23 protein-coding genes and 7 pseudogenes are annotated in these 21,048 nt (G+C 35.7%); 17 read left to right on the top strand and 13 right to left on the bottom strand.

Translation table 11 applies throughout. From position 1 onward, the window contains the following. Nucleotides 1-44 precede the first annotated feature (44 nt). The 3 genes from DJ93_RS10345 to DJ93_RS10335 all read left to right on the top strand — a co-directional run bounded on the left by DJ93_RS10345 (nucleotide 45) and on the right by DJ93_RS10335 (nucleotide 2,198). Nucleotides 45-677 carry a helix-turn-helix transcriptional regulator gene (locus DJ93_RS10345; protein ID WP_042980671.1) on the top strand — a complete coding sequence of 211 codons (633 nt, stop codon included), beginning with the start codon at nucleotides 45-47 and terminating at the stop codon, nucleotides 675-677. A 109-nt stretch (nucleotides 678-786) separates the two neighbouring features. Continuing rightward, a complete protein-coding gene (locus tag DJ93_RS10340; RefSeq protein ID WP_042980670.1) occupies nucleotides 787-1,551 on the top strand; it encodes a TIGR01457 family HAD-type hydrolase in 765 nt (254 codons plus the stop codon). 119 nt (nucleotides 1,552-1,670) lie between these two features. Next, nucleotides 1,671-2,198, top strand: coding sequence for a hypothetical protein (locus tag DJ93_RS10335; RefSeq protein ID WP_042980669.1), 528 nt, complete (start codon nucleotides 1,671-1,673; stop codon nucleotides 2,196-2,198). A 35-nt stretch (nucleotides 2,199-2,233) separates the two neighbouring features. Here the strand turns inward: DJ93_RS10335 and DJ93_RS10330 are convergent, their stop codons facing one another. Next, nucleotides 2,234-2,815 carry an NAD(P)H-dependent oxidoreductase gene (locus DJ93_RS10330; RefSeq protein ID WP_042980668.1) on the bottom strand — a complete coding sequence of 194 codons (582 nt, stop codon included), beginning with the start codon at nucleotides 2,813-2,815 and terminating at the stop codon, nucleotides 2,234-2,236. Between the two features lie 221 nt (nucleotides 2,816-3,036). On the opposite strand from DJ93_RS10330, the pseudogene DJ93_RS33695 reads away from it, so the two are divergent. Continuing rightward, nucleotides 3,037-4,454 (top strand): annotated as a pseudogene (locus tag DJ93_RS33695) (permease); the annotation flags it as partial. 179 nt (nucleotides 4,455-4,633) lie between these two features. Here the strand turns inward: DJ93_RS33695 and DJ93_RS33690 are convergent. The 3 genes and pseudogenes from DJ93_RS33690 to DJ93_RS10315 form a co-directional block, all read right to left on the bottom strand. Next, a pseudogene (locus tag DJ93_RS33690) lies at nucleotides 4,634-4,744 on the bottom strand (YjcZ family sporulation protein); the annotation flags it as partial. A gap of 328 nt (nucleotides 4,745-5,072) precedes the next feature. After that, entirely contained in the window at nucleotides 5,073-5,888 is an 816-nt protein-coding gene (locus DJ93_RS10320) for an HAD family hydrolase (protein WP_042980667.1), read from the bottom strand. Between the two features lie 56 nt (nucleotides 5,889-5,944). Further along, a pseudogene (locus DJ93_RS10315) lies at nucleotides 5,945-6,706 on the bottom strand (HpcH/HpaI aldolase/citrate lyase family protein); the annotation flags it as partial. A gap of 166 nt (nucleotides 6,707-6,872) precedes the next feature. Between DJ93_RS10315 and DJ93_RS10310 the strand changes: the two are divergent. Next, nucleotides 6,873-7,352: a GNAT family N-acetyltransferase gene (locus DJ93_RS10310; RefSeq protein WP_042980665.1), complete on the top strand. Its 480-nt coding sequence runs from the start codon at nucleotides 6,873-6,875 to the stop codon at nucleotides 7,350-7,352. Between the two features lie 24 nt (nucleotides 7,353-7,376). On the opposite strand, the gene DJ93_RS10305 is transcribed toward DJ93_RS10310, so the two are convergent. Then, nucleotides 7,377-7,868 (bottom strand): phosphatidylglycerophosphatase A family protein, encoded by a 492-nt coding sequence (locus tag DJ93_RS10305; protein ID WP_042980663.1) that lies wholly within the window; start codon nucleotides 7,866-7,868, stop codon nucleotides 7,377-7,379. Between the two features lie 120 nt (nucleotides 7,869-7,988). On the opposite strand from DJ93_RS10305, the gene yutH reads away from it, so the two are divergent. Then, nucleotides 7,989-8,990, top strand: coding sequence for a spore coat putative kinase YutH (gene yutH, locus DJ93_RS10300; protein WP_042980662.1), 1,002 nt, complete (start codon nucleotides 7,989-7,991; stop codon nucleotides 8,988-8,990). 143 nt (nucleotides 8,991-9,133) lie between these two features. Here yutH and DJ93_RS33175 read toward each other — a convergent pair. Then, nucleotides 9,134-9,314: pseudogene (locus DJ93_RS33175) on the bottom strand (carbonic anhydrase). A gap of 247 nt (nucleotides 9,315-9,561) precedes the next feature. Further along, a complete protein-coding gene (locus tag DJ93_RS10290) occupies nucleotides 9,562-9,798 on the bottom strand; it encodes a NifU family protein (RefSeq protein WP_000431179.1) in 237 nt (78 codons plus the stop codon). Nucleotides 9,799-10,005: 207 nt separating this feature from the next. On the opposite strand from DJ93_RS10290, the gene DJ93_RS10285 reads away from it, so the two are divergent. After that, nucleotides 10,006-10,314, top strand: a complete 309-nt coding sequence (locus DJ93_RS10285; RefSeq protein ID WP_042980660.1) for a YuzD family protein — start codon at nucleotides 10,006-10,008, stop codon at nucleotides 10,312-10,314. 52 nt (nucleotides 10,315-10,366) lie between these two features. Continuing rightward, entirely contained in the window at nucleotides 10,367-11,161 is a 795-nt protein-coding gene (locus tag DJ93_RS10280; protein WP_042980659.1) for a nucleotidyltransferase domain-containing protein, read from the top strand. 65 nt (nucleotides 11,162-11,226) lie between these two features. Here the strand turns inward: DJ93_RS10280 and DJ93_RS34615 are convergent. Beyond that, a pseudogene (locus DJ93_RS34615) lies at nucleotides 11,227-11,529 on the bottom strand (DUF4304 domain-containing protein); the annotation flags it as partial. 304 nt (nucleotides 11,530-11,833) lie between these two features. Here DJ93_RS34615 and DJ93_RS10275 point away from each other — a divergent pair. Together DJ93_RS10275 and phnA are read left to right on the top strand one after the other, a co-directional pair. Next, nucleotides 11,834-12,619: a DUF2628 domain-containing protein gene (locus DJ93_RS10275; RefSeq protein WP_374937167.1), complete on the top strand. Its 786-nt coding sequence runs from the start codon at nucleotides 11,834-11,836 to the stop codon at nucleotides 12,617-12,619. A 306-nt stretch (nucleotides 12,620-12,925) separates the two neighbouring features. Then, nucleotides 12,926-13,267 carry an alkylphosphonate utilization operon protein PhnA gene (phnA, locus tag DJ93_RS10270; RefSeq protein WP_042980657.1) on the top strand — a complete coding sequence of 114 codons (342 nt, stop codon included), beginning with the start codon at nucleotides 12,926-12,928 and terminating at the stop codon, nucleotides 13,265-13,267. 109 nt (nucleotides 13,268-13,376) lie between these two features. Here the strand turns inward: phnA and DJ93_RS10265 are convergent, their stop codons facing one another. The 4 genes from DJ93_RS10265 to DJ93_RS10250 form a co-directional block, all read right to left on the bottom strand. Further along, entirely contained in the window at nucleotides 13,377-14,171 is a 795-nt protein-coding gene (locus DJ93_RS10265; RefSeq protein ID WP_042980656.1) for an ABC transporter permease, read from the bottom strand. Then, nucleotides 14,155-14,814 carry an ABC transporter ATP-binding protein gene (locus tag DJ93_RS10260; protein ID WP_042980655.1) on the bottom strand — a complete coding sequence of 220 codons (660 nt, stop codon included), beginning with the start codon at nucleotides 14,812-14,814 and terminating at the stop codon, nucleotides 14,155-14,157. Before DJ93_RS10260 ends, DJ93_RS10265 begins: the two co-directional genes overlap by 17 nt. 64 nt (nucleotides 14,815-14,878) lie before the next feature. Continuing rightward, complete coding sequence (locus tag DJ93_RS10255) at nucleotides 14,879-15,052, bottom strand: aspartyl-phosphate phosphatase Spo0E family protein (protein ID WP_042980653.1); 174 nt, start codon at nucleotides 15,050-15,052, stop codon at nucleotides 14,879-14,881. A 252-nt stretch (nucleotides 15,053-15,304) separates the two neighbouring features. Next, entirely contained in the window at nucleotides 15,305-16,375 is a 1,071-nt protein-coding gene (locus tag DJ93_RS10250; RefSeq protein ID WP_042980652.1) for an NAD(P)/FAD-dependent oxidoreductase, read from the bottom strand. A gap of 475 nt (nucleotides 16,376-16,850) precedes the next feature. On the opposite strand from DJ93_RS10250, the gene DJ93_RS10245 reads away from it, so the two are divergent. The 6 genes and pseudogenes from DJ93_RS10245 (at nucleotide 16,851) to DJ93_RS10225 (ending at nucleotide 19,577) form a co-directional block, all read left to right on the top strand. Beyond that, nucleotides 16,851-17,090: a YuzB family protein gene (locus DJ93_RS10245; protein WP_017150175.1), complete on the top strand. Its 240-nt coding sequence runs from the start codon at nucleotides 16,851-16,853 to the stop codon at nucleotides 17,088-17,090. Between the two features lie 161 nt (nucleotides 17,091-17,251). Beyond that, nucleotides 17,252-17,473 (top strand): annotated as a pseudogene (locus DJ93_RS30370) (nucleoside transporter C-terminal domain-containing protein); the annotation flags it as partial. A gap of 126 nt (nucleotides 17,474-17,599) precedes the next feature. After that, nucleotides 17,600-18,466, top strand: a complete 867-nt coding sequence (gene dapF, locus DJ93_RS10235; RefSeq protein ID WP_042980650.1) for a diaminopimelate epimerase — start codon at nucleotides 17,600-17,602, stop codon at nucleotides 18,464-18,466. A gap of 41 nt (nucleotides 18,467-18,507) precedes the next feature. Continuing rightward, the gene (locus tag DJ93_RS10230) at nucleotides 18,508-18,861 is read left to right on the top strand and encodes a HesB/IscA family protein (RefSeq protein ID WP_042980648.1); all 354 of its coding nucleotides are present in this window, start codon (nucleotides 18,508-18,510) and stop codon (nucleotides 18,859-18,861) included. A gap of 119 nt (nucleotides 18,862-18,980) precedes the next feature. After that, a pseudogene (locus tag DJ93_RS30365) lies at nucleotides 18,981-19,088 on the top strand (O-methyltransferase); the annotation flags it as partial. A 126-nt stretch (nucleotides 19,089-19,214) separates the two neighbouring features. Beyond that, on the top strand, nucleotides 19,215-19,577 hold the full coding sequence (locus tag DJ93_RS10225) for a YxeA family protein (RefSeq protein WP_117287877.1): 363 nt from the start codon (nucleotides 19,215-19,217) through the stop codon (nucleotides 19,575-19,577). 22 nt (nucleotides 19,578-19,599) lie between these two features. Here the strand turns inward: DJ93_RS10225 and DJ93_RS10220 are convergent, their stop codons facing one another. Further along, nucleotides 19,600-20,067, bottom strand: coding sequence for a 2-thiouracil desulfurase family protein (locus tag DJ93_RS10220; RefSeq protein WP_042980645.1), 468 nt, complete (start codon nucleotides 20,065-20,067; stop codon nucleotides 19,600-19,602). An 83-nt stretch (nucleotides 20,068-20,150) separates the two neighbouring features. Here DJ93_RS10220 and DJ93_RS10215 point away from each other — a divergent pair, with 83 nt between their 5' ends. After that, entirely contained in the window at nucleotides 20,151-21,032 is an 882-nt protein-coding gene (locus DJ93_RS10215; protein ID WP_042980644.1) for a helix-turn-helix domain-containing protein, read from the top strand. Nucleotides 21,033-21,048: the final 16 nt, after the last annotated feature.

Raw genomic sequence — 21,048 nt, 5'->3', positions numbered from 1 at the left:
GATTTTATATTGTCCGTGAAAATGAAAAGGGAGAAGGGTGCGAAATGGGGGAAGTACGTACAACGAAAGAAGAGATTGTACATATTTTAAAAGTAAGAGGCGAGCAAACTGTAGCGGAATTAGCTGAGTCTTTAGAGATTACGGAGATGGCGGTTCGCCGTCATTTAAGTAAACTTGAGAAAGAGCAAATGATTTATGCGAAGATGGTAAGGCAACATGTTGGACGACCAACTTATTTATATGGTTTAAGTCAAAAAGGAGAAGATACATTTCCGAAAGAATATAAGCAATTTGCAATTGATATGCTTGAAGATTTAGCTCGATTTGGTGATGAGCAAATACTTTGTCACGTCTTGCAAGCGAGAACGGATAGGATGGAAGAACAGCTGCAAAAGCGAGTAAGTAATCAAAAAAACTTAGCATATAAAGTACAAGAAATAGCGGCTATGCAAGAAAGAAATGGCTATATGGTACAGGTGAAAAAAGATGGGGACAACTCCTTCATTTTACAAAAACAAAATTGTCCGTTAAAAGCAATTGCAGAGAGATTTCCACAGGTTTGTGAGGATGAAAAAAATATGTACAATCGATTATTTACAGGTGTAGATGTAAAAGTATTAACGAACATGTGTGCAGGAGATTGCAATTGTTCTTACCAAATCAAAGAGAAAAAATGAACGTTATGGGACGCTTTGGGGTAAAGCGTTTTTTTCTTTTTGAAAAGTGGTTAATATAAGAGTGGTATGATAGGTAAGGAACTCTAGCATAAAAGGAGAGACATAATCGATGTATAAAGGCTACTTAATCGACTTAGACGGTACAATGTATCGTGGTGAAGAACAAATTGAAGAAGCGAGTGACTTCGTCAAAGCATTAGGAGAGCGCGGGATTCCGTATTTGTTCGTTACAAATAATTCAACTCGTAAACCAGAACAGGTTGCAGAAAAACTTGTTCGTTTTGATATTCCAGCGAAACCAGATCAAGTATTTACAACGAGTATGGCAACAGCTAACTTTATTTATGAGCGCAAACATGATGCAACTGTATATATGATTGGTGAAGAAGGTCTGCACGATGCACTTGTGGAAAAAGGATTCAAGCTTGTGGATGAAAATCCTGATTTCGTCGTTGTTGGATTAGATCGCGAAATCACATATGAGAAACTAGCAAAAGCATGTCTTGCAGTGCGTAATGGTGCAACATTTATTTCAACAAATGGAGATATCGCAATTCCAACTGAGCGTGGTTTACTGCCAGGTAACGGCTCATTAACATCAGTTGTCGCAGTATCAACAGGTGTGGATCCAATCTTTATTGGAAAGCCGGAATCTATCATTATGGAACAAGCTTTAAAAGTGTTAGGCGTAGGAAAAGCAGAAGCGCTAATGGTTGGGGATAACTATGATACAGATATTTTAGCTGGGATAAATGCTGGCATGCATACCCTTCTTGTACACACTGGAGTCACAACTGTGGAGAAGTTAACGGAATATGGAGTACAACCGACGCAAGTTGTGCATAACTTGACGGAGTGGATTGAGAAGATGTAATGGGGAGCAGGTGACCAGAAAAGGTTACCTGTTTTTTTATGCACAATTGCATATGTGATACATGTATTTAAAATATAAAATTAAAATGTTGTGATATAAAAATGAGGGTGGGGGTAAAAGTGTATTTGATGTCATGCGTTATTTTTATTTTTACATTCTGCATTTTAATTTTTGTTCTATGGAAGATATATAAAATAAATGATATGAAAAAGAGTGCTGGAAAACTTCTTGCAACATATCCTCGGGTGAAACGACGTTGGATCGCGTTACTTGGACCGGTGTACTTCATTGGACAATGTATTTATACGTATATTCAATATGTAAATGGAGATATTGATACAGTTGAAAAGTTTCTCGTTCAGTCAGGGAGTTATGCGGTAGCAAGTTGTTTTATGACTTTATTAGCCATTCATCTTACTAAAAGTGTGCAAATATATGAGAGAGGAGTAATAGATGGATTAAACTTTTATTCATATGAAGAATTAAAAGGGTATAAAACATCAGTATGGGAAAATCCAAAGGAAAATATTTTCTTATATCGCGGGCGAGAGAAAATGAATGATAATGTTAATTTACTTATTAGAGAAGAGGATATGAATGAGTTAGAAAATATCCTTAAAAGATATATTCCTAAATTAATGATGTAATAAAAAAACTCCGGTTTTATAACCGGAGTTTTTCATTAAAACACACGTTTCACAACTTCTTTTACTTCTTCCAGATATTGTTTGCGCACGTCGTTGTCTACAGAAGGAACACTTGTGTAGAATGTGTGCTCTAATGTTTCAATTCCTGTAAATTCAAAAATACCAGCATCAGTTGTTTTCTTCATTGCGTCAAACATACCGTTTGCTGTGTATACTTCTTTCGTATTTCCCATTGTGGATAATAATAATCCTTTTTTACGACTTAATCGTTTTTCAATGCCATTTTCGCCGTAAGCATATGCAAACCCATGGCTAAATACGCGATCAACGTATCCTTTTAAAATAGCAGGAAGTCCTGCCCACCAAACTGGATAAATAAATGTAATGTTATCAGCCCAAGTGATATGATCTTGTTCTTCTTTAATATCCTCCGGTGTGTTTCCTTGAGAAAATGAAATGAAATCAGAAGCGCCTAATACTGGGTTAAAGTTTAATTCGTATAGATCACGAACACGTACTTCATGTCCTTTTCCTTCTAGTTCACTCTTTACAGTTTCTAAAATGGCATGGTTGAAGCTTTCTGGATTAGGGTGTGCATAAACGATTACATGTTTCATGTTTCTTCCTCCTATTTGTGGATATGTGAATAGCTTCTAAATAAAGTATTCGTGTAACTATTATGGTTACTTTTTTTAGTAGAGTCAATTTTTTAGACGTGATAAATAAATGTTGATATATAACAAAAAAATACATAATAGTAGTAATTTTGCATTGTGAATAGAATATATAGATTGATAAATAAAAAGGGATATGGGATGAATATTATTGAAATTGAGGGGTTAGAAAAATCCCTCCAGTTCAAGCGTCAAGAGCAGGTCTTCCTAGTAATCAAAAGAAGGAAAAGAGATGGACTGTGTTTAGTTTTAGTATTTTAATAATCGGCACTGTAATTGGACTGAGCGGAAGTATGTTAGAACAATATGCAGGTTTTAATCCAAGCGCGATAAGCGCACTTTTATTTGCAATCGGCTTGTTAGTTACGATTCCGTCATTTATTCGTATGATAGCGCCAGTTATCGCGAAACCATTTCAAATGATATTTCGAATTGAAACGACGATTAGCAGTCGAAATGTAATTCGGTATCGTAATAAGGCAGCTGTGTCAGTTGCTATACTAGCATTTGGCTTTATGATAGCGCTTGTTGGAACAATGTATGTAAACTCTATGTATGAAGGCATGAAAAAAGGACTACAAAAGCATTTGCCTGCTGATTTAGTCATACGTGTTCCGATGGAGTCGCAAGGAATTGAAACATTACCGTTTAGTTGGATGGAGAAGGTTCGAAAAGTTGAAGGTGTAGAAGCGAGTGTAGGAAATGCTACTGACTTTCCTACTAAACTTGTAAACTATGACTTTAAAAAAGCTAATCAAGAGTGGTATGAACATGCGAGAAAAAATAATTCTAATTATGAGTCAATGGAAGTTGTGGGTAACGATATTATAGCGTATCAAAAAATAACAAAAGCGAAAGTGATTTCAGAAAAAAATTTAAATAAGCCATTACAAGATGGTGAGGGAGTCGTTACGAAAGAAACGACTAAAAATTTAGGGATCAAGTTGCATGATACGATTGAAGTACAAGGGAAAGGAAAAGAAAAGAAAAACAAACGATTAAAGTCGTTTCGATTATTGAGCAAGGATGAAGGCTAAGAGGATCAGATGTTTTTGTAAATAAACAATGGGCCCGAGATAAATTTCATGTACAAGGGTATGAAGCCATTCAAATTATGACGGATTCTAATAAATCATTTGAATCAATCAAGAAGCAAGTAAAACAAATTACAAATAATAAAGGTAATGTAGAGGTTATTAACAGTTATGATCTATTGAAAGAGCAGGAGCAATTGTTATCGCAAATGGTGATGCTAATTCGTTTATTAATTGTAATCATTTTTATTATTTCAGGTATAGGTTTAATGAATGCAATTGTTGCAAGTTTGCATGAAAGACGTGCTGAAATTAGTATGATTCGTGCAGTAGGAGCTATAGCTGGCTGTATCGGAATTATAGGCGGGGTTCTTTTTAGCTATATCATGTTATCCAGCTTAGAGTTAGCAGTTATTGTTATTCCGTACAATCAAATTGTAGTATGAGCTATAGCAAGTGTAATACTTGGACCAAGCGCAGCGATAATCGCGTCATTACAATTACGGAAATTTAAACTGAGTGACACGCTTAAAGAATTGTCAGCATAACGCAAATGTATTGATAGAAAAAAGATATCTTAAATCGTTCTTTTAAACTCCAGCCATGCATAATACAAAGAAGACAAATAAAATAATGATTATAGCTATCCCAAAGTTAAATACAAGTGTGCTATCCATATATGTAGCCTCCTCACTTGAAAGTAAAAAGCACTCATAATGAGTGCTTTTTAGCATCCGAATCCGCCGCCAAAGCAACTACATCCAATGATGATTAATAGGATGAATAGTACAACGAGCAAAGCGAATCCGCTACTGAAACCTCCACACCCAGCCTCAAAATCCGTATTCTGTCCTCCTTTATATAAGAAAAATAAAGCAATATGACATTGCTTTATTTTGAAGATTACATTACTGTATGCTGTTTTTGTATGAATGAGCAGGTCCTTTGGGAAAGAAGTGGGCATAGAAAAAAGACACTCTTCCGAGTGTCCTTTTGGATGACATAAGTTTGTCAATTGCTTGAGTTTGATAAGACGTTAAGTTTCCAGTTCAACACCTTGTCTTTGGTCAAGAAGTATAACAATAGCGATTAAGGTAAATTATAGCATGGTTTCTGTAGGGAATCCGTATGTAATTATGCATATCGAAGCTTTTGAAATATAAAGATTAGGAAGTAGGTAGTGAACTTTGAATAATTTGAAGGGCTCTATTTACAATTTCTTCGGACGCGTATATACCAACTGCATTTGTTTTCAAAATATGAGATTGTAAGCTATCTTGCTTTGTTTCGAGTTCACCGTGAAGAGGAGCGAATGCATAGTTTGCTCCTTCTAACATGCATAAATCAAGTAAAGAGTCTCCAGCTGTAATGATGGTGTTGATTTGGAGTTTGTCTTGTATATATTGGACAGCAGCCCACTTATTTACTGGTTTTGGTACAAAATATAATTTTCTACCTTGTAGTGAGTGGTTCCAACCTTGCTTGTCCAACCAAGCAGTGAAGGCTGTTAATTCATCATAGGGAATGTTTTCACGTTTAACGATGCAGTAATGAAATAAATGATCGGCTGTTTTTTGTGAAATAATCCAATCTTCATGGGAAAGTTGTTTAAATTCTTTTAGTACGGCATCACTTTCTAGACAGTCTGTTGAAATTTTACTTTGTATTCTTTCTTTCCAAACGGTATCTTGTTTGCCGTTATGAAGAATATTGCCACCATTACTTGTAACGACATATTCGGGAATAATTTCGTTTTGGAACAATAAAATGTGCTGAAACTGCTCAATTGTTCTTGTTGTAACTGGGATGAAATGTGAGTACAGTTGTAGTTTTTTTAATAACGAAATGGTTTTATACGATATGAAAGAAATCTCTTTCCCATCCAAAGTTTCGATGAGTTGAATATGTTCTTCTTCTATAGCAGTACGAAATGATTTGCGGGAATAAATGAGTGTTTGATCAAAGTCACTTGCAAAAATCATGGTGTTTTCCTACGGAGAGGTTTAATGAGCCCATCTTCATAGCCATTAGAAAACTATTCCCATACAGGTCCTGAAATAATATACTCGTCAGTTGCTCTAGAGAAAATATTAATAATGTCTGAAATACAATCACGAATCACAGTAATATCATAGATGGTCGTATCTTTATTACGCCGAATGCCAAATATACTTGAAAAATCTGTAGCACCAATGCGAACGCTTAAGATGAAATCACGATATGAATCTAGCATTTTTTTAATTTGTAATAACGATTCTATACGCGTTTCCTTATGCATAATTTCCGGTGATTCTAAAATCGGCATTCCATAAAGTGAAAGCGAATATAGCCCGTTTATATATTTAAGCTGATTGATGTAAATTCTTCCGTTAATTGGTGTGAATTTTGGAAAGACGAAACCACATAAATAATGAATGGCACTGCCTAGCTCAGTAACAATTATCTTCACTTGATTTGGATTTCGAACTCTAATGAAGAGAAGGGGTATGTCTGGCGGATGGAGCTTATTTGCATCGACTAAGTGCGCCAATAGTTGCATTTGGATTACGACATTCTGCTCTGCAAAATTGACATCTTCATCACTAATGGAATCCTCCAAACAAAGCACGACTGATGTAGCACCTTCATGCTTTTTTCTAACGATATCTTCAGAGATTGTCTCTTTCGTACCGGGCGTATATAGAGTGGCGCCCAATGCGTAAGCTAGCTGTTCTTTTTCCGTTTCTTTTGAAAAAATTCTCGGCTCTTGATAGAAAAATTCTCGCCTTTCTTCCAGAGATAAATAGGAGAGATGCTTCAATTCGTCACCACCTTATTTTGGATACTTAAGTTAATCGTAACATGATAAGAAAAAATCCCCATATTAATTACAAGGAAAATGGGAATTGTTCATTGAAAAAGATGGATTATAAGGTAAATGTAGAAATTTGTTAATGGGCATAAGTGAGAATGAAAGGGCGAGGGAAATGGATATACATAAACTAACAGAAGAAGAAGCAAAGGAGATTAATACGTGGAAGTACGAAGAACCGTATTCACTATATAGTTTTTCTGGAAGTGGTGAAGCGATAGAAGAGTTATTAGACGGGACATATTATGGCTATTGTAACGAACGTGGTGAATTAATCGGCTACTTTTGTTTTGGAGAAAATGCACAAGTTCCAGGGGGAAGAGAGGCCAATTTATATGTGGGAGAAGATGTAGTAGATATTGGACTTGGAATGAAGCCAGAGTTAACGGGAAAAGGGATGGGGAAATCATTCTTTCAAGCGGGGATAGCGTTTACTGCTAAGGAGTTCAATTCGAAAATGTTTCGACTAAGTGTAGCAACTTTTAATAAACGAGCGATTGCATTATATAAAAATATCGGATTTCAAGTAGGGCCAATTTTTATAAGTAGGGGAAGAGAGTTTATGCTCATGGAATACGAAAGGCTGTCAGTATGAAACTGACAGCCTAGAAAAACGTTCTTATTCTGCATGATCTGCTCGATGCGCCAAACGGCTAGAAGCTGCAGCTGCAATACCACCAACGATATCATCAAGGAATGTATGCACTTTTCCAGTTGATTTATCATTTAAATATTCTAAAATACCTGGTTTTAATTTATCAATATATCCAAAGTTTGTGAAACCGATAGAGCCGTACACGTTAACGATTGAAAGTGCAATAACCTCATCAATTCCGTATAAGCCTTCATCACGTTTTACAATATCTTGTAACGGTTCACTTAACATTCCTTTTTCAGCAAGGATATCGAGTTCAATGCCGGTAATAAGGGCGTTCTGTACTTCACGTTTTGATAGTACACGCTCTACATTATAACGACACTCTGACATCTCTAAATTTGGATGGTATTTCTTTTGAAGAAAATGAACAAGTTCAGCAATATCATCGATTGTTACACCGCGTTCTTGTAATAGTTGTAATGCTCTTTCTTGTAGTTGATTTGATTCTTTCATGTTTATCACCTTTTTTTCTTTTTAGTATTTGTATACGTTTCGTTGCTTTATCATGTGCATAGGAATGAAAGGCGAGCACAAGCTCATATATATAAAGAAAAACCATAGGTGGCGACTGCGATGATTCAGCATATTTATGAGCATTATCACATGCATGTTAAAGAATTAATCCCCCTTGGCCCCTATAAAAGCTTTTGGATTCGCAACAAAATTTATGTACTCGTTCCAATTGGAGATATGGAAGAAGAAGTACTTGTAGAAATGAAAAAGCTCAGTGACTATATGAACCAGCAGGGGGATATTACTGTTGCGACTTTCGTTCCGACTATACACGGCTACTATGTAAGTGAGATAGAAGAAAAAAATTATTGCTTATTAAAAGGTATGCGTATGTTAGAACGACATGCTACTTCCTTAGGGAGCGAGCTTTCTATATTCCATAAACGTGGTGCATTCTTTCCAGAAGAAGTTGAGCAATTAAGCCGCATTGGTGAATGGAAAGCATTATGGGAAAAAAGGCTTGATCAATTAGAAAGGTTTTGGCAATCGCAAGTGATGAACCACCCTTCAGACGTATTCGATCAATTGTTTATTGAATCCTTCCCGTATTACTTAGGAGTTGCAGAAAATGCAATTCAATATGTTGTCGATACAGAAATGGATGATACACCGCAAATAACTGACGCAGCAACAATTTGCCAAGAACGGTTTACACCTTTATTATGGCAACAAACGAAGCGCTTAAAACTTCCTTTCGATTGGGTATACGACCATCCAAGTAGAGATATAGCTGAATGGATTCGTTATATGACAATAGAAAAAAAGAAAGATTGGGAGCAAACGATATTTCAATTCATTACAGATTATGAACGAAATTATTCGTTGTCCTCGTTTGGATGGCGTTTATTATTCGCTCGCCTTCTTTTCCCGCTTCAATATTTTGAAACGGTAGAACGATATTACCAAACAGGGAATGAAGAACAAAAAAGCATATACAAAGATCGCTTAGAAGCCATTTTACACGATGTGAACCGCTCAGAGCAATTTATGAAGAGTTTTTATGAATCACTTCGTTTACCTGTCGATAAATTAGGTATTAGAAAGTTAGATTGGCTATCCTAATACGAATGGAGAAAAAAGAGACCAATTGAGGTCTCTTTTTATAATGCAAAAGCCGCTCTATTTCTCTTTATTATATGATAACAAATTATTCCTTTTGTTGATTGGGTTAAAATTTATGATTAAATCTACATGCTTTCTGGAAGTTATGTTCCTACTTTTTCAATTTTTTCATTTACCTTTTTTTAATAATTCTTGATGGATTTCTTCAAATGAAAATTGATAACTTGTATTCCATGTCGGTATAACGGGCGAAAGACTTAATAAATACTCTTTTTTCTTTTCTAGTTCTTGAATTGTTGAAGAAATACTTCTCATTCTTGGCATGTGTCGTCCCCCTATGCTTTTACTTTTATATCTGTGAACGATTCACTATATATAATTATCACATTGTTTGAGAAGGGTTTCCAATTATGTTTTATGATGTTAAAAGTGGTGAGGTACGTATTTGCTATTTGGAGGATAGGCGTATGTGAAAAAAGAGACCATAATTGGTCTCCTTTTTAGGAAATGGTTCTGAGCAAGCCACTTCTGCTTTTAGATAATATCCAGCTCTAGCCGCTTCCGCTTTTAATTAAAATACTTGTTCTACTTCGATTACGCCTGGTACTTCTTCAAGTAGTGCGCGTTCGATACCAGCTTTTAGTGTGATTGTAGAACTTGGGCAGCTACCGCATGCACCCATAAGGCGTAACTTTACGATACCTTCTTCAATATCTACTAATTCAACGTCACCGCCATCACGAAGTAAGAACGGACGTAATTTATCTAATACTTCTAGTACTTGTTCTTGCATATTTGGGTTTTCCATTTTTATCGACTCCTTTCATCAGTTTTATTATAATCAAGATAGAGGGGAAAATCTATTTTTTCTGTTCTTGTTTTATTGTCGAAATATTGTATCATGTTCACAATGTGTTTTTTCAGTATAGGGGTATAGAATGAATTTGTAAAATGATGTGCTTATGTAGTAAGTCATCTGAATATACTGTTAGAACAAAGAATTGGGGGAGAAGTAATGGTTAATGTTCAAGTATATGGGGCGAAAGTAATTTGTGCGAGCTGCGTTGGAATGCCATCTTCAACAGAAACGTTTGAGTGGTTACAAGCGGCAATTGGTCGTAAATATGAAGGACAAGAAAATAAATTTAAGTTTGAGTATATTGATATTCAAGAGCAGCAAGAAGATGAGGATAAACAAGCATTCGCAGAGCGAGTAGTGGAAGAAGATTTATTTTATCCAGTCGTCCTTGTGAATGGAGAAATCGTTGGAGAAGGAAATCCTCGTTTGAAGGATGTTTATGAAGAAATCGAGAAATATTTATAAAGCATGAAGCCTTTGTGAGTGTGCAAAGGCTTTTTTATATGGAGGGATAGATGTGGAGAATGGAATAAAGCAAGCTCTACCAGAAGAAGTAAAACAGCTAATGGAGCAGTACATAGTAGAATTTAAAAAATTTTTTTCGGACGAAAAGCTAGTCGGGGTATACGTTTATGGATCCATCGCGCTAGGAGCATTTCATATAGAAACGAGTGATATTGATTTTGTTGCAGTAATAAATGATTACGTGAATGAAGCTGAAAAACAACAACTTGTAGAACTGCATAAGAAACTTAGTGATAGTACGTTAGGTAAAAGAATGGACGGTATGTATATTCCGCTCGCTGACTTAGGGAAATACAATGATGAGATAAATGAGTACGTGTATTGTGCAGAGGGTAAGGCGGATATTGGCCATTGGGATATTAATGGGGTCACATGGTGGACATTGAAAAACCAAGGCATTACAGTTACCGGGAAAGAAGCAGAAGACCTTCCGTTTCAAATAAAATGGGACGATGTAGTAAATACAATGAAATATAACGTAGAACATTACTGGAGTGAAAAAGCGAAGCGTCCCTATTTATTTTTTATAGAAGAATGGGTAGAATCAGCTGTCGTTACGATGGGGCGTATTTTATATACATTAGATCATAAAACCATCGTTTCAAAAGATAGAGGATTACAGTATATGTTAGAACTTTATCCTCAGAAATGGGAGCCTTTATTAAAAGAAGTAGAGCGAATACGACATAGTAAACAAGAAAGACGAAATATCTCCATGTGGAGACGAGCTGATATGACGAAGAAGTATTTACTTAGTGTGATAGAGGAGTGTAGGGAGAAGTGGTGAGAACATAGAGCGGATTGAAGAGTTTTATTGGTAGAAAGATCGTAGTATAAAAACGCAATGTGAAATCACATTGCGTTTTCTATTCGTTTTTTCATATACATATCAACTTCATAAAAGAATACCGGTTCTTTTTCCTCGTTATTAAGATGAACAGGGCTATGTAAATATTGCTGTAAGTAGTGATTTGCTTGCTCATACTGTTTTGGATTGTAGAAGGAGAAACATATAAGAAGTAAAAATGCTTTTTCTTGTAATATCGGCATGACAGATAGTATTGGAGTAATGGAATGTCTATTTGTCTTTACTACATGTTCATATGAAGCCCATGTTTGAAACCAATCTAAAATGATAGAAAGGTAATACGGAATATGTGGTTCTGGTGTAAAAACTATATGATTTATGTAACGAATCTCTGAAACTTGGACATACTGATACTAGTACTCTAAAAAGGGGTGCTTTTTTTAATATACAGTAAGTAAACATTTAATGTGGTTTATAAAAAAATGTTGAATATATAAATATTCTAATATATTTACTAGTAAAACGGAATACGAAATAGATAATTGTTGGAATATATTCGTTTTTTGTTGATTTTCATGAAATATGATCACTTTTTGTTAGATTCCTTCTTTTGGTATATATAAAATAAAATTATATAGAAATAAGAGAAGGATGATGTATGTGACGGAATCTATTTTACAAGAAATAATTTCTCCTAAAGAGCTACATAGGGTTGTGAGAAATAATAATGCATATTACGACTTTAAATGGGGAAAAGCAAAAGATCCAGAGAAAGAGAATAGTTGGAATTGGGTTGCCTTTTTCTTCCCATTATTTTGGTTAGCCTACCGCAAAATGTATAAGCTATTTTGTATCATTGCATTAGTAGGTGTTCCTACTTTAATTACATCCGTTTTTATAGATATCCCGCTGTGGATAGATGTGATTGTTTATTTAGGAACTATGCTATTTACTGGTTGGCAAGGAAACCGTTTATATTATAAGCATGTCGTTCGTGTTTTACATGAGGCGAAAGAGTTACCAGATGCACAGCAACATTATTATTTCCAAACAAGGGGCGGCACTCATGTTGGCATTATGATTGGATTAAATGTGTTATTAGTTGTAGTGTTTGGTGCAGCTGGTTATGGATTATCGTATTTACCGACGGAACCGAATATAAAAGATGTGATTCGTTTAAGTAATGAAGGGATTGCATTAGAGGTTTTGACCGATAATCCGAATTGGAAGTACGTTAAAAAAGATGGACGTTTTGATGTAGTAGAATTTACTGGTTATGACTATGTGGAAAAAAAGAACGTGAAAATTAAGTTCGCTGTGTATTTAGAAAAACAGAGGTTTGAATGGAAAGAAATTTATTTAAACAATAAAAAGTTAAATGAAGAAGAAACAGAAGAATATCAATTTTATATTGAAGAAAATGCGTGGTATGAATAGAGTTTAAAAAGAAGAGTCTAATGAAGATATTTCTTATGAACTGAATGAGGCTCTTGGCGAAGAATAGAAAGATGCAGTAAAGGTTTTTAACGCTACTAGAGCAGCAAATAGAGAAAACTATTAATAGAAAAACGGAATACTAATTGAAATTTTGTAAAATACAATAAAAAATGAGAATTTGAGGTAGGCTTGTCAATAACGTGAGACTATGGCAGTATAAAGAAATGCTATACAAATTTTATTTATCGACATGTAAACATCAAATTTGATTTTTACGTATAAATAATGAACGGAGGAAATGAATTTATGGCTACTTTACCAAATTGTCCAAAATGTAATTCAGAATATACGTATGAGGATGGCGTTCTTTTCGTATGTCCAGAATGTGCACATGAGTGGGGACAAGAAGCGGAAGCTGAAAATAATGATGGTGCAAAAGTTGTAAAAGATGCGAACGGAAACGTACTTCAAGATGGCGATTCTGTTACTGTAATTAAAGATTTAAAAGTAAAAGGAACGTCTTCAGTTGTGAAGATTGGTACGAAAGTAAAGAGCATTCGTCTAGTTGATGGAGATCACGATATTGATTGTAAAATCGACGGTTTCGGAGCTATGAAGTTAAAATCACAGTTCGTTAAGAAGGCGTAAGTAAAAAAAGGGGAGGCGAATAGCCTCCCCTTTTTATTGTTTGTCGGTAAGTCGATATAATTTCGTTTACCATGAACGGTGTACCAGTTACTGTGGTCCATTCCTAAAGTTATGACCGTAGCTCAACTTCTTTCAATTGACACCGTTTATTAAAGAATGTTTTATAGCCAAGCTGTAAGAAGATAATGACAGAGAACGCAGTACTTCCTGAAATACCAAGTATGATGGCAATTTGGTATTGAATAGCTGTAAACGGTGAAACACCGGATAATATTTGTCCTGTCATCATGCCTGGAAGGCTTATAATTCCCATCCCGACCATAGAATTGATTGTTGGTAAAATAGCAGAGTCAAAAGCGTCTCGAATGAGCGGAGCGGCTGCTTCTTTCGGTGTTGCGCCGAGCATAAGTGCACCTTCAATATGATTTCTTTGTGATTTCATATTGTTTAAGAACGTATTTGCTCCTAGGGAGACACCAGTCATGGCGTTCCCAACTAACATTCCTGTAATTGGAACGATATATTGCGGAGCATACCAAGGATCATGACCGATAATAACAAAGATAAATAGTAGAAGTGGTCCAATTGATCCAGCAACCATGGAAAGAGCGGCTACTCGTTTTAAGTCTTTTGACATCGGGATATTAACTCGTTTATAAATGTTAAAAATTGCAAATGTAGTAATAGAAGTAATAAGAGCAATTGTATAAAATTGGTTACTATTTTCAAATATGTATGTTAGGACATAAGCAACAAGTACGAGCTGAATTGTCATACGAAATGTTGCAATTGCAATTTGTTTCTCACGTGGAATTCCTTTTAATTTTACAAGCCCAATTAAAATAAGAATGAAAATATATGCAGCGGCAAGTTGCCAAATTTGGAGTTCAATAACGCCCTTCAACTGAGAGCACTTCCTTTCTAGTAGCACCGTTTGTTTTACTAATTTCAATCATATCGTCTGCGATTTCTCCTGGAAGTTGTTGAGAATGCGTAATGAAGATAACTGTTTTTTTCTTTTCTCTTGCCAGTATAGTGAATTGCTTCATAACGCGGCGTTCAGTGTCACTATCTAATGCCGAAGTTGGTTCATCCAATAAATAGACAGGTGGATCCATTAGTATAATGCGAGCGAAAGCAAGTCTTTGCTTTTCACCGCCTGATAAAGAGGAGGCGCTATCTTCTAATTGTTTGTCTAAGCTAACAGTTTGTAATGCGCTCCGTAAAGCATCATCATTTGGAAAGGGCTTTTCAGAAAGACGCAACCCCATTAATAGATTGTCTTTAACTGTTCCATCAAAAATAGGTGGAGTTTGACCGAGCATGACTACGTCACGTCGTAATTGAATAGGAGGATAATCAAAAATTGATTTTCCGTTATATTCAATTGTACCGGATGTTGGAGATTGTAAATCGTTTAACATGCGAAGCAATGTACTTTTTCCGCTCCCGCTCTCACCGATAATACAAGTGATTTTTTCTTTTTGAATCTGTAAATAAGGAATGTGTAGTATATCTTTATATGTAACGTCTTTTAATATAAACATAAATGGCTCCTTTCTGATTCTAGTTATATCGTATCAAAAAAGAGAGAAAAATAGAAAAATAAGGTTATAAAGAGCAGCGTTTTTTCTTCGTTTTGAGTTCTATTAATAAGTTAAGTAAACGATCTAATTCTTGACTGAAAGAAATCACTTTATCATGAGTGAATCCGTATATTTCAACGAGATAGATCAATTCTTTTTTCTTCGCTTCTATTCGATCGTTTAGTTTCGTTAAGTTCATAAGTGAAATATAATGCCTCCTAATAAAAGTATTTATTGCATAAAAAATAAGACCGAATGAATTCGGTCTTAAAGGAAATAATAAAACAACTTACAAATAGCATACACTTTTCATCAATAGTTTTTAATATAAAAATAGAAAATTTTGTGAATCAATATTGAAAAAAATGTTTCTGATAATTGTTTTTTATGAAAAAATTATTTTTTAACTGATGCAAAGAGGCTGCCTACATAGTAGACAGCCTTTAAAGTATTAACCGTTATGATATTTGTACATCCAGAGTATACCGGATTTTAACAATCTCGGTACACGTCCCATTAATGGTTGGTTTGCGAGTAAACCAAATCCGTGCTTCTTACCAAGAGAGCCAAGAACACCTTTTAATTTAATAACAGGTAGTTCATCAGGAAGTGGTTCATTGTTCCAACGTTTCAATAATATTTGGACAATTTGCTCTCCTTGACCTTCAGCAAGTTGTGCAGATGGTGCGTGTGGAAGCGCAGCACAATCCCCTACAACATAAACGTGTTCGTTGTTCGGAATATTGTGATATTTTGTTAATACGACCCGTCCACTATTATCTTGTTCGACTGGAAGGTTTCGAACAACTTCATTTGCTTGAATACCAGCTGTCCATACAATCGCATCGCATTCAAGTGGTTCGTCATGGTTGTACACAATGTTTGGTTCCACTTTCGTAATGTTAGAGTTTCGTATAATAGTAACATCGTGTTTCGTAAACCATTCTTCTACATATCTACTTAATTTCTCTGGGTATGGGAATAAAATACGATCCTTGCGATCGAATAAGTAGATTTTTAAATCAGCGCGGCTTTCGCGCAGCTCACTTGCAACTTCGACACCGCTTAAACCAGCGCCAACAACAGCTACTGTTGCGTTTGGTTCTAAGCTGTTTAATCGTTCATATGTTTTGCGTGTTTGCTCAATGGATTGAAGACTATGTGTATATTCCTTCGCCCCAGGAACGTTGTGGTATTTATCTTCACAGCCAAGTCCGATAATTAAATCATCATACTGGATTGTTTCGCCGCCATCAAGATGAACAGCTTTCGTTTCGAGATCAATATTTGTTACTGTGCCGTATTGAATATTGAGACGCGGATGTTCAGGAAACGGAATACGAATATGCGTTTCTGAAATTGTGCCCGCTACTAATGCATAATATTCAGTTTTAAAGCAGTGATATGGTACTTTGTCGATTAATGTCACTTGGACATCATCTGGAAGTTGGTTGTTTGGAAGTAGCCGTTGCAGAATTCTCATTCCACCGTAGCCGCCACCTAGTAGTACGAGGTGTTTCATGATGGATTACCCCTTTTCTGTTGAAATATCCCCTAATCATATAATTTTATATTGAAAAAATATTTTGACTTTACTCAATCAAATTATATCGAATTTGTGAACAAATAACAATGCATGAATGAATACTCTGTTGTACAATAAGAAGAAAAGTAAAGTAAACTGTTTTAATTTTCCTGTTACTATTTCATTGTGAAAAAACGAAAAGTATTATGATGAATAGACTATTATATAGAAGAATATTTGCTTTGAAGTAAAACAGTGAAGTAACTGAATAATTTAGTATATGTAGCGAAAACAACAAGAAACAGCTTAGTTTTCTTCTTATAAATAAAGTGAAACTGCAATCAGTAAGGAGTAGAATCCTTAAACTGTTTATTCGTTTTCACAAATTGGGCATGTGTTTCATTCTGAAGTACAGCTCTTACTGCCCGCTAAATCATCGGGTAATTTGTTTAGAGATACAGGGGGGAGCGTTTTGATTAAACCATTAATCGAATTTTGTGTAGGTAACCTTGCAAGTGGATCGCAAGCAGCATTAGAGAAATTAGAAAAAGATCCGAATTTAGATGTGATGGAGTATGGTTGTTTAGGTTATTGTGGCATTTGTTTTGAAGGGCCATTTGCACTTGTAAACGGTGAAGTTGTACAAGGTGCGACAGTAGAAGAACTTGTAAAGAATGTATATGATTATTTGGATGAAAATCCAATGTTTTAAGGCGCTGCGAAAAAGCAACGCCTTTTTCTTTTGTCATTTATTCCATCCTATGAAACACCGATTCATAGGAAAAGCTAATAAGGAATTTGAATCTGTGAGGCGATAGGGTGAATAGTATTTTAGGATTAGCGGGCATTATTGTGATTCAATTGCTATTTGATTCTATCGTATATGATTACATTTGCGGATTTGCAAATTTATTTTCTGTTGCGATTTTACTTGGCGGACTCGGTGGGATGGCACCAACTCGCCGTAGAGATATCGCGAAATTCGGAGTACGTTCAACTATAGAAGGAACGCGTGCCAACTTACTGCGCGCAAATAACGGGATAAATAAAAAAAGGCCCTTTTTAGAAGGGCTTTTTCTTACACCATTTGTGTAAGAATGGCTCCTATTATGCAAGCAGCCAAAACGTTGTCAAATATGAGAAACGGGGGACATTCATATTGTGTTCCAAAAGCATGCATTTTATACTTAAAACAACAAATTATTTTTGGAGTGAATATGAATGAACCAATTTTCTTTTACAAAAATGCATGGACTTGGCAATAGTTATATATATGTAAATATGTTTGAAGAACAAATTCGGGAGGAAGATTTAGCTCCTGTGGCAGAAAAGGTTTCAAATATTAACACTGGTATTGGAGCGGATGGAATGATTTTAATTTGTCCATCGGAAGTAGCTCCAGTGAAAATGCGTATGTTTAATAATGATGGTTCAGAAGGAAAGAGTTGCGGGAATGGTTTACGCTGCGTAGCGAAATATGCATATGAGCATAAACTAGTAGAGGAAACGGTTTTCACAATTGAAACGTTAGCTGGAATTGTGACCGCAGAAGTGACAGTAGTAGACGGCACAGTTACATTAGCGAAGATCGATATGGGAGCACCTCGTTTAACACGTGAGGAGATACCGATGCTTGGTGAAGGTGAAACACCATTTATTCGTGAAGACTTCTTATATAATAATCATCGTTATGCATTTACAGCTGTTTCAATGGGAAACCCACATGCGGTTATTTTTGTTGATGATGTAGAAAAGTCTCCTCTTACAACGCTAGGTCCGGTACTTGAGACACATGAAATGTTCCCTGAACGAGTGAACGTTGAGTTTATTGAAATCTTAAATAATGAAGAGATGAACTTCCGTGTTTGGGAACGTGGCTCTGGTGTAACACAAGCTTGTGGAACAGGTGCGTGCGCTGCTGTCGTTGCTGCTATTTTAAATGGGAAGATGGAACGCGGCAAGGAGATTACAGTTCATTTAGCTGGCGGTGATCTAATGATCGCATGGACAGAAGAAGGCAATGTATTAATGAAAGGTCCTGCGGAAGTAATTTGCCGCGGAGTGTATGAGTACAAGATAGAAGTGTAAAGATGTATAATAGAGGGAGAACAGAAAGGTAGGTGGATTTCATGATTGAAGTAACAGAACAAGCGGCATTCCAAATTAAAGATATGTTAAAACAGGCTGAAGAGGGAGAGAAATACGTTCGTCTTGCTGTACATGGCGGTGGATGTAGCGGTCTTTCTTACGGCCTAGGATTTGAAGTAGAACCAAATGAAGACGACACAGTTCTTGAGTTTTTCGGTGTTGAATTTGTTATCGATAAAGAAAGTGCTCCAATTGTCAAAGGAGTAAAGATTGATTATAAACAGTCAATGCTTGGCGGCGGATTCACAATTGACAACCCAAATGCGATCGCATCATGCGGATGTGGATCATCTTTCCGTACAGCGACGAATGCTGGTAAGCCAGAAGAGTGTTAATGAAAAGTGTTTAATAATGAGACCCTTTTTAGAAATGGATTTTAGGATTCATTTTTAAAAAAGGGTCTTTTTTTGTTTAGAAGATGTGGGATAAAAGGTAACAATTCGTTATCGGTTTGACATTTCTTATGAAGAAATTCAACGAAACTGTAGCGAACCATCCGAGGTTAGAATCATTACTTATTCCAATCGGTGATGGAATGACTGTTTTTAGAGTAAAGAAATAACAATTTTTGAATGGTTGTAAGTACGATTTTTTACTATCTTACAAAAGTGTAATATTCATGTCATGTTTTTGAATTTCTTCTTTACAGAGAAGGATTTAAGATAACAATATAACAAAAAAACACGAGGTGAAGGAAATGAAAAGATATATTGCACTTTTTAGTATTTTAGTCGTATTTGCAAGCCTATTAGTAGGTTGTGATTTAAATCGTATGGGTAAGGATGAATATTATGTTAAAATTACAACGGATGGAATTGAAAAAAATGAAAAAAGTGACAAAGGTGAACCATTCAAATACTTTGAGTATAAGTTAACTGGATTTGATAAAGAGGGTAAAGAAAAAGAGTTAGAATTTACAGCGCAAAAGAACCTTCGTAAAGAAGCATTTTTACGCGTCTATCACTCTGATAAAAAAGGTGTATCAGCTTGGGAAGAAGTGAAGAAGGACGAGCTTCCTGCGAAGGTGAAAGAAAAACTAGCTGCGAAATAATAGAAATAAAAAGGACTTGGCCTTAAAGGTCAAATCCTTTTCTGTTTTCAAAATCCTCTTCTGAAATGACTGTGAATCCATGTCTTTTAAATAGAGCTGTTGTTACGCCGTAACCAGTTTGTTTATTTCCATTAAATTCTCCAGTGTAAATAGTAGAACTCCCGCATGATGGGCTACGTTCTTTTAAAATGATATATTCCGGATTCAAATCTTTTATCTGTTCTAATGCTTTATGAGCGCCGTTAACAAAAGCATCTGTTACGTCTTTCCCATCTTTCGTCATTACTTTTGCTTTCCCATCTAGCACATCATCACCGTTACCGCCAATGATTTCAGCGGAAGGACGAGGTGTCGGTAAACCTCCTAATACTTCAGGGCAAATGAGAAATGTATCTTCTCTTTGTAATAATTCTTCTATTTTTGAAACGAGATTATCGTTGCCATCATAACGACAGGCGATACCGCCTAAACAAGCGCTAATTACAATCATATTTTTTCATCTCCATTAAAAAATTTATTATATACCACGCCAATTTCCCTTCCCGTTTCTTACATATAGATGAGGTGATAGAAATGGGAAGCTTATATAACTTAATGAAACCATATAGTGAATTTCGAAGTAAAGAAGAGTTTAATGCATATCAAAAACAAGTTTTTAAATGTTATCAGTTTCAACTGAATAAGACGGATTCTGCCGTCATTCATTTGTTAGGCAAGTATGCGGTTAATGAGAAGAACGAAACAGTTGGTGTTGCTTGTCCGTTAATGGAGACAATTGCGAAGAAACTCAGAAAGAGTATTCGAACTGTACGCCGCTCTATTGCGAAATTAGAAGAAATGGGAATTGTTAAGCGAATCGCTACGAAAGAGAGGCATAGGCGCGGCGGATATAGTGCTAACTTATATGTATTTCTTAAATCAGCAATTGACCGCATGGATGACCGTATGAAAATGTCCGCATGTGAAAGTGGTGATCGTGCAGATGGCTGTAGTGGAAATGAGCAAAAAAATGAGAGGGAAACAATTCTTTCTAAAAACATTCCACAAATAAAAGAAAAAAGAGTAATAACGTACGAACTTGATGAGACGTATTGTCGTCACGATATACCAAAACCTTTCATACACGCACTTATACCGATGACGAGTAATCCAAAGAAGATTAATATACTTTGGAGTAAAGTGGAGTTTGCTTATAAAAAGAGTGGATTACTCGAGCAAGGTGTTTTATTAGAGCAGATTTTAGCTGATGAAAAAGTGTATGGAAATTTAATTTGGCGGGTGAAAAGTGTTGTGAGAGCGTATAAGTATGGGGAGATTCGTAAAGATGTTGGGGCGCTTTTGTATAGTACAGTGCGAGATTTGTTTTTAGACGTTGGATTAGAATGGGGAGCGGCTTTGAGACGGAGTAAGGGGATACCTTTATTCAATCCATTTAAAAAAGAGCCATGCGTATAATACATGACTCTCAGTA

Source organism: Bacillus clarus (assembly GCF_000746925.1).
Classification (GTDB): Bacteria; Bacillota; Bacilli; order Bacillales; family Bacillaceae_G; genus Bacillus_A; species Bacillus_A clarus.
Note: the sequence above shows the minus strand (reverse complement) of the source record. Positions and strands in the feature narration are given on the sequence as shown.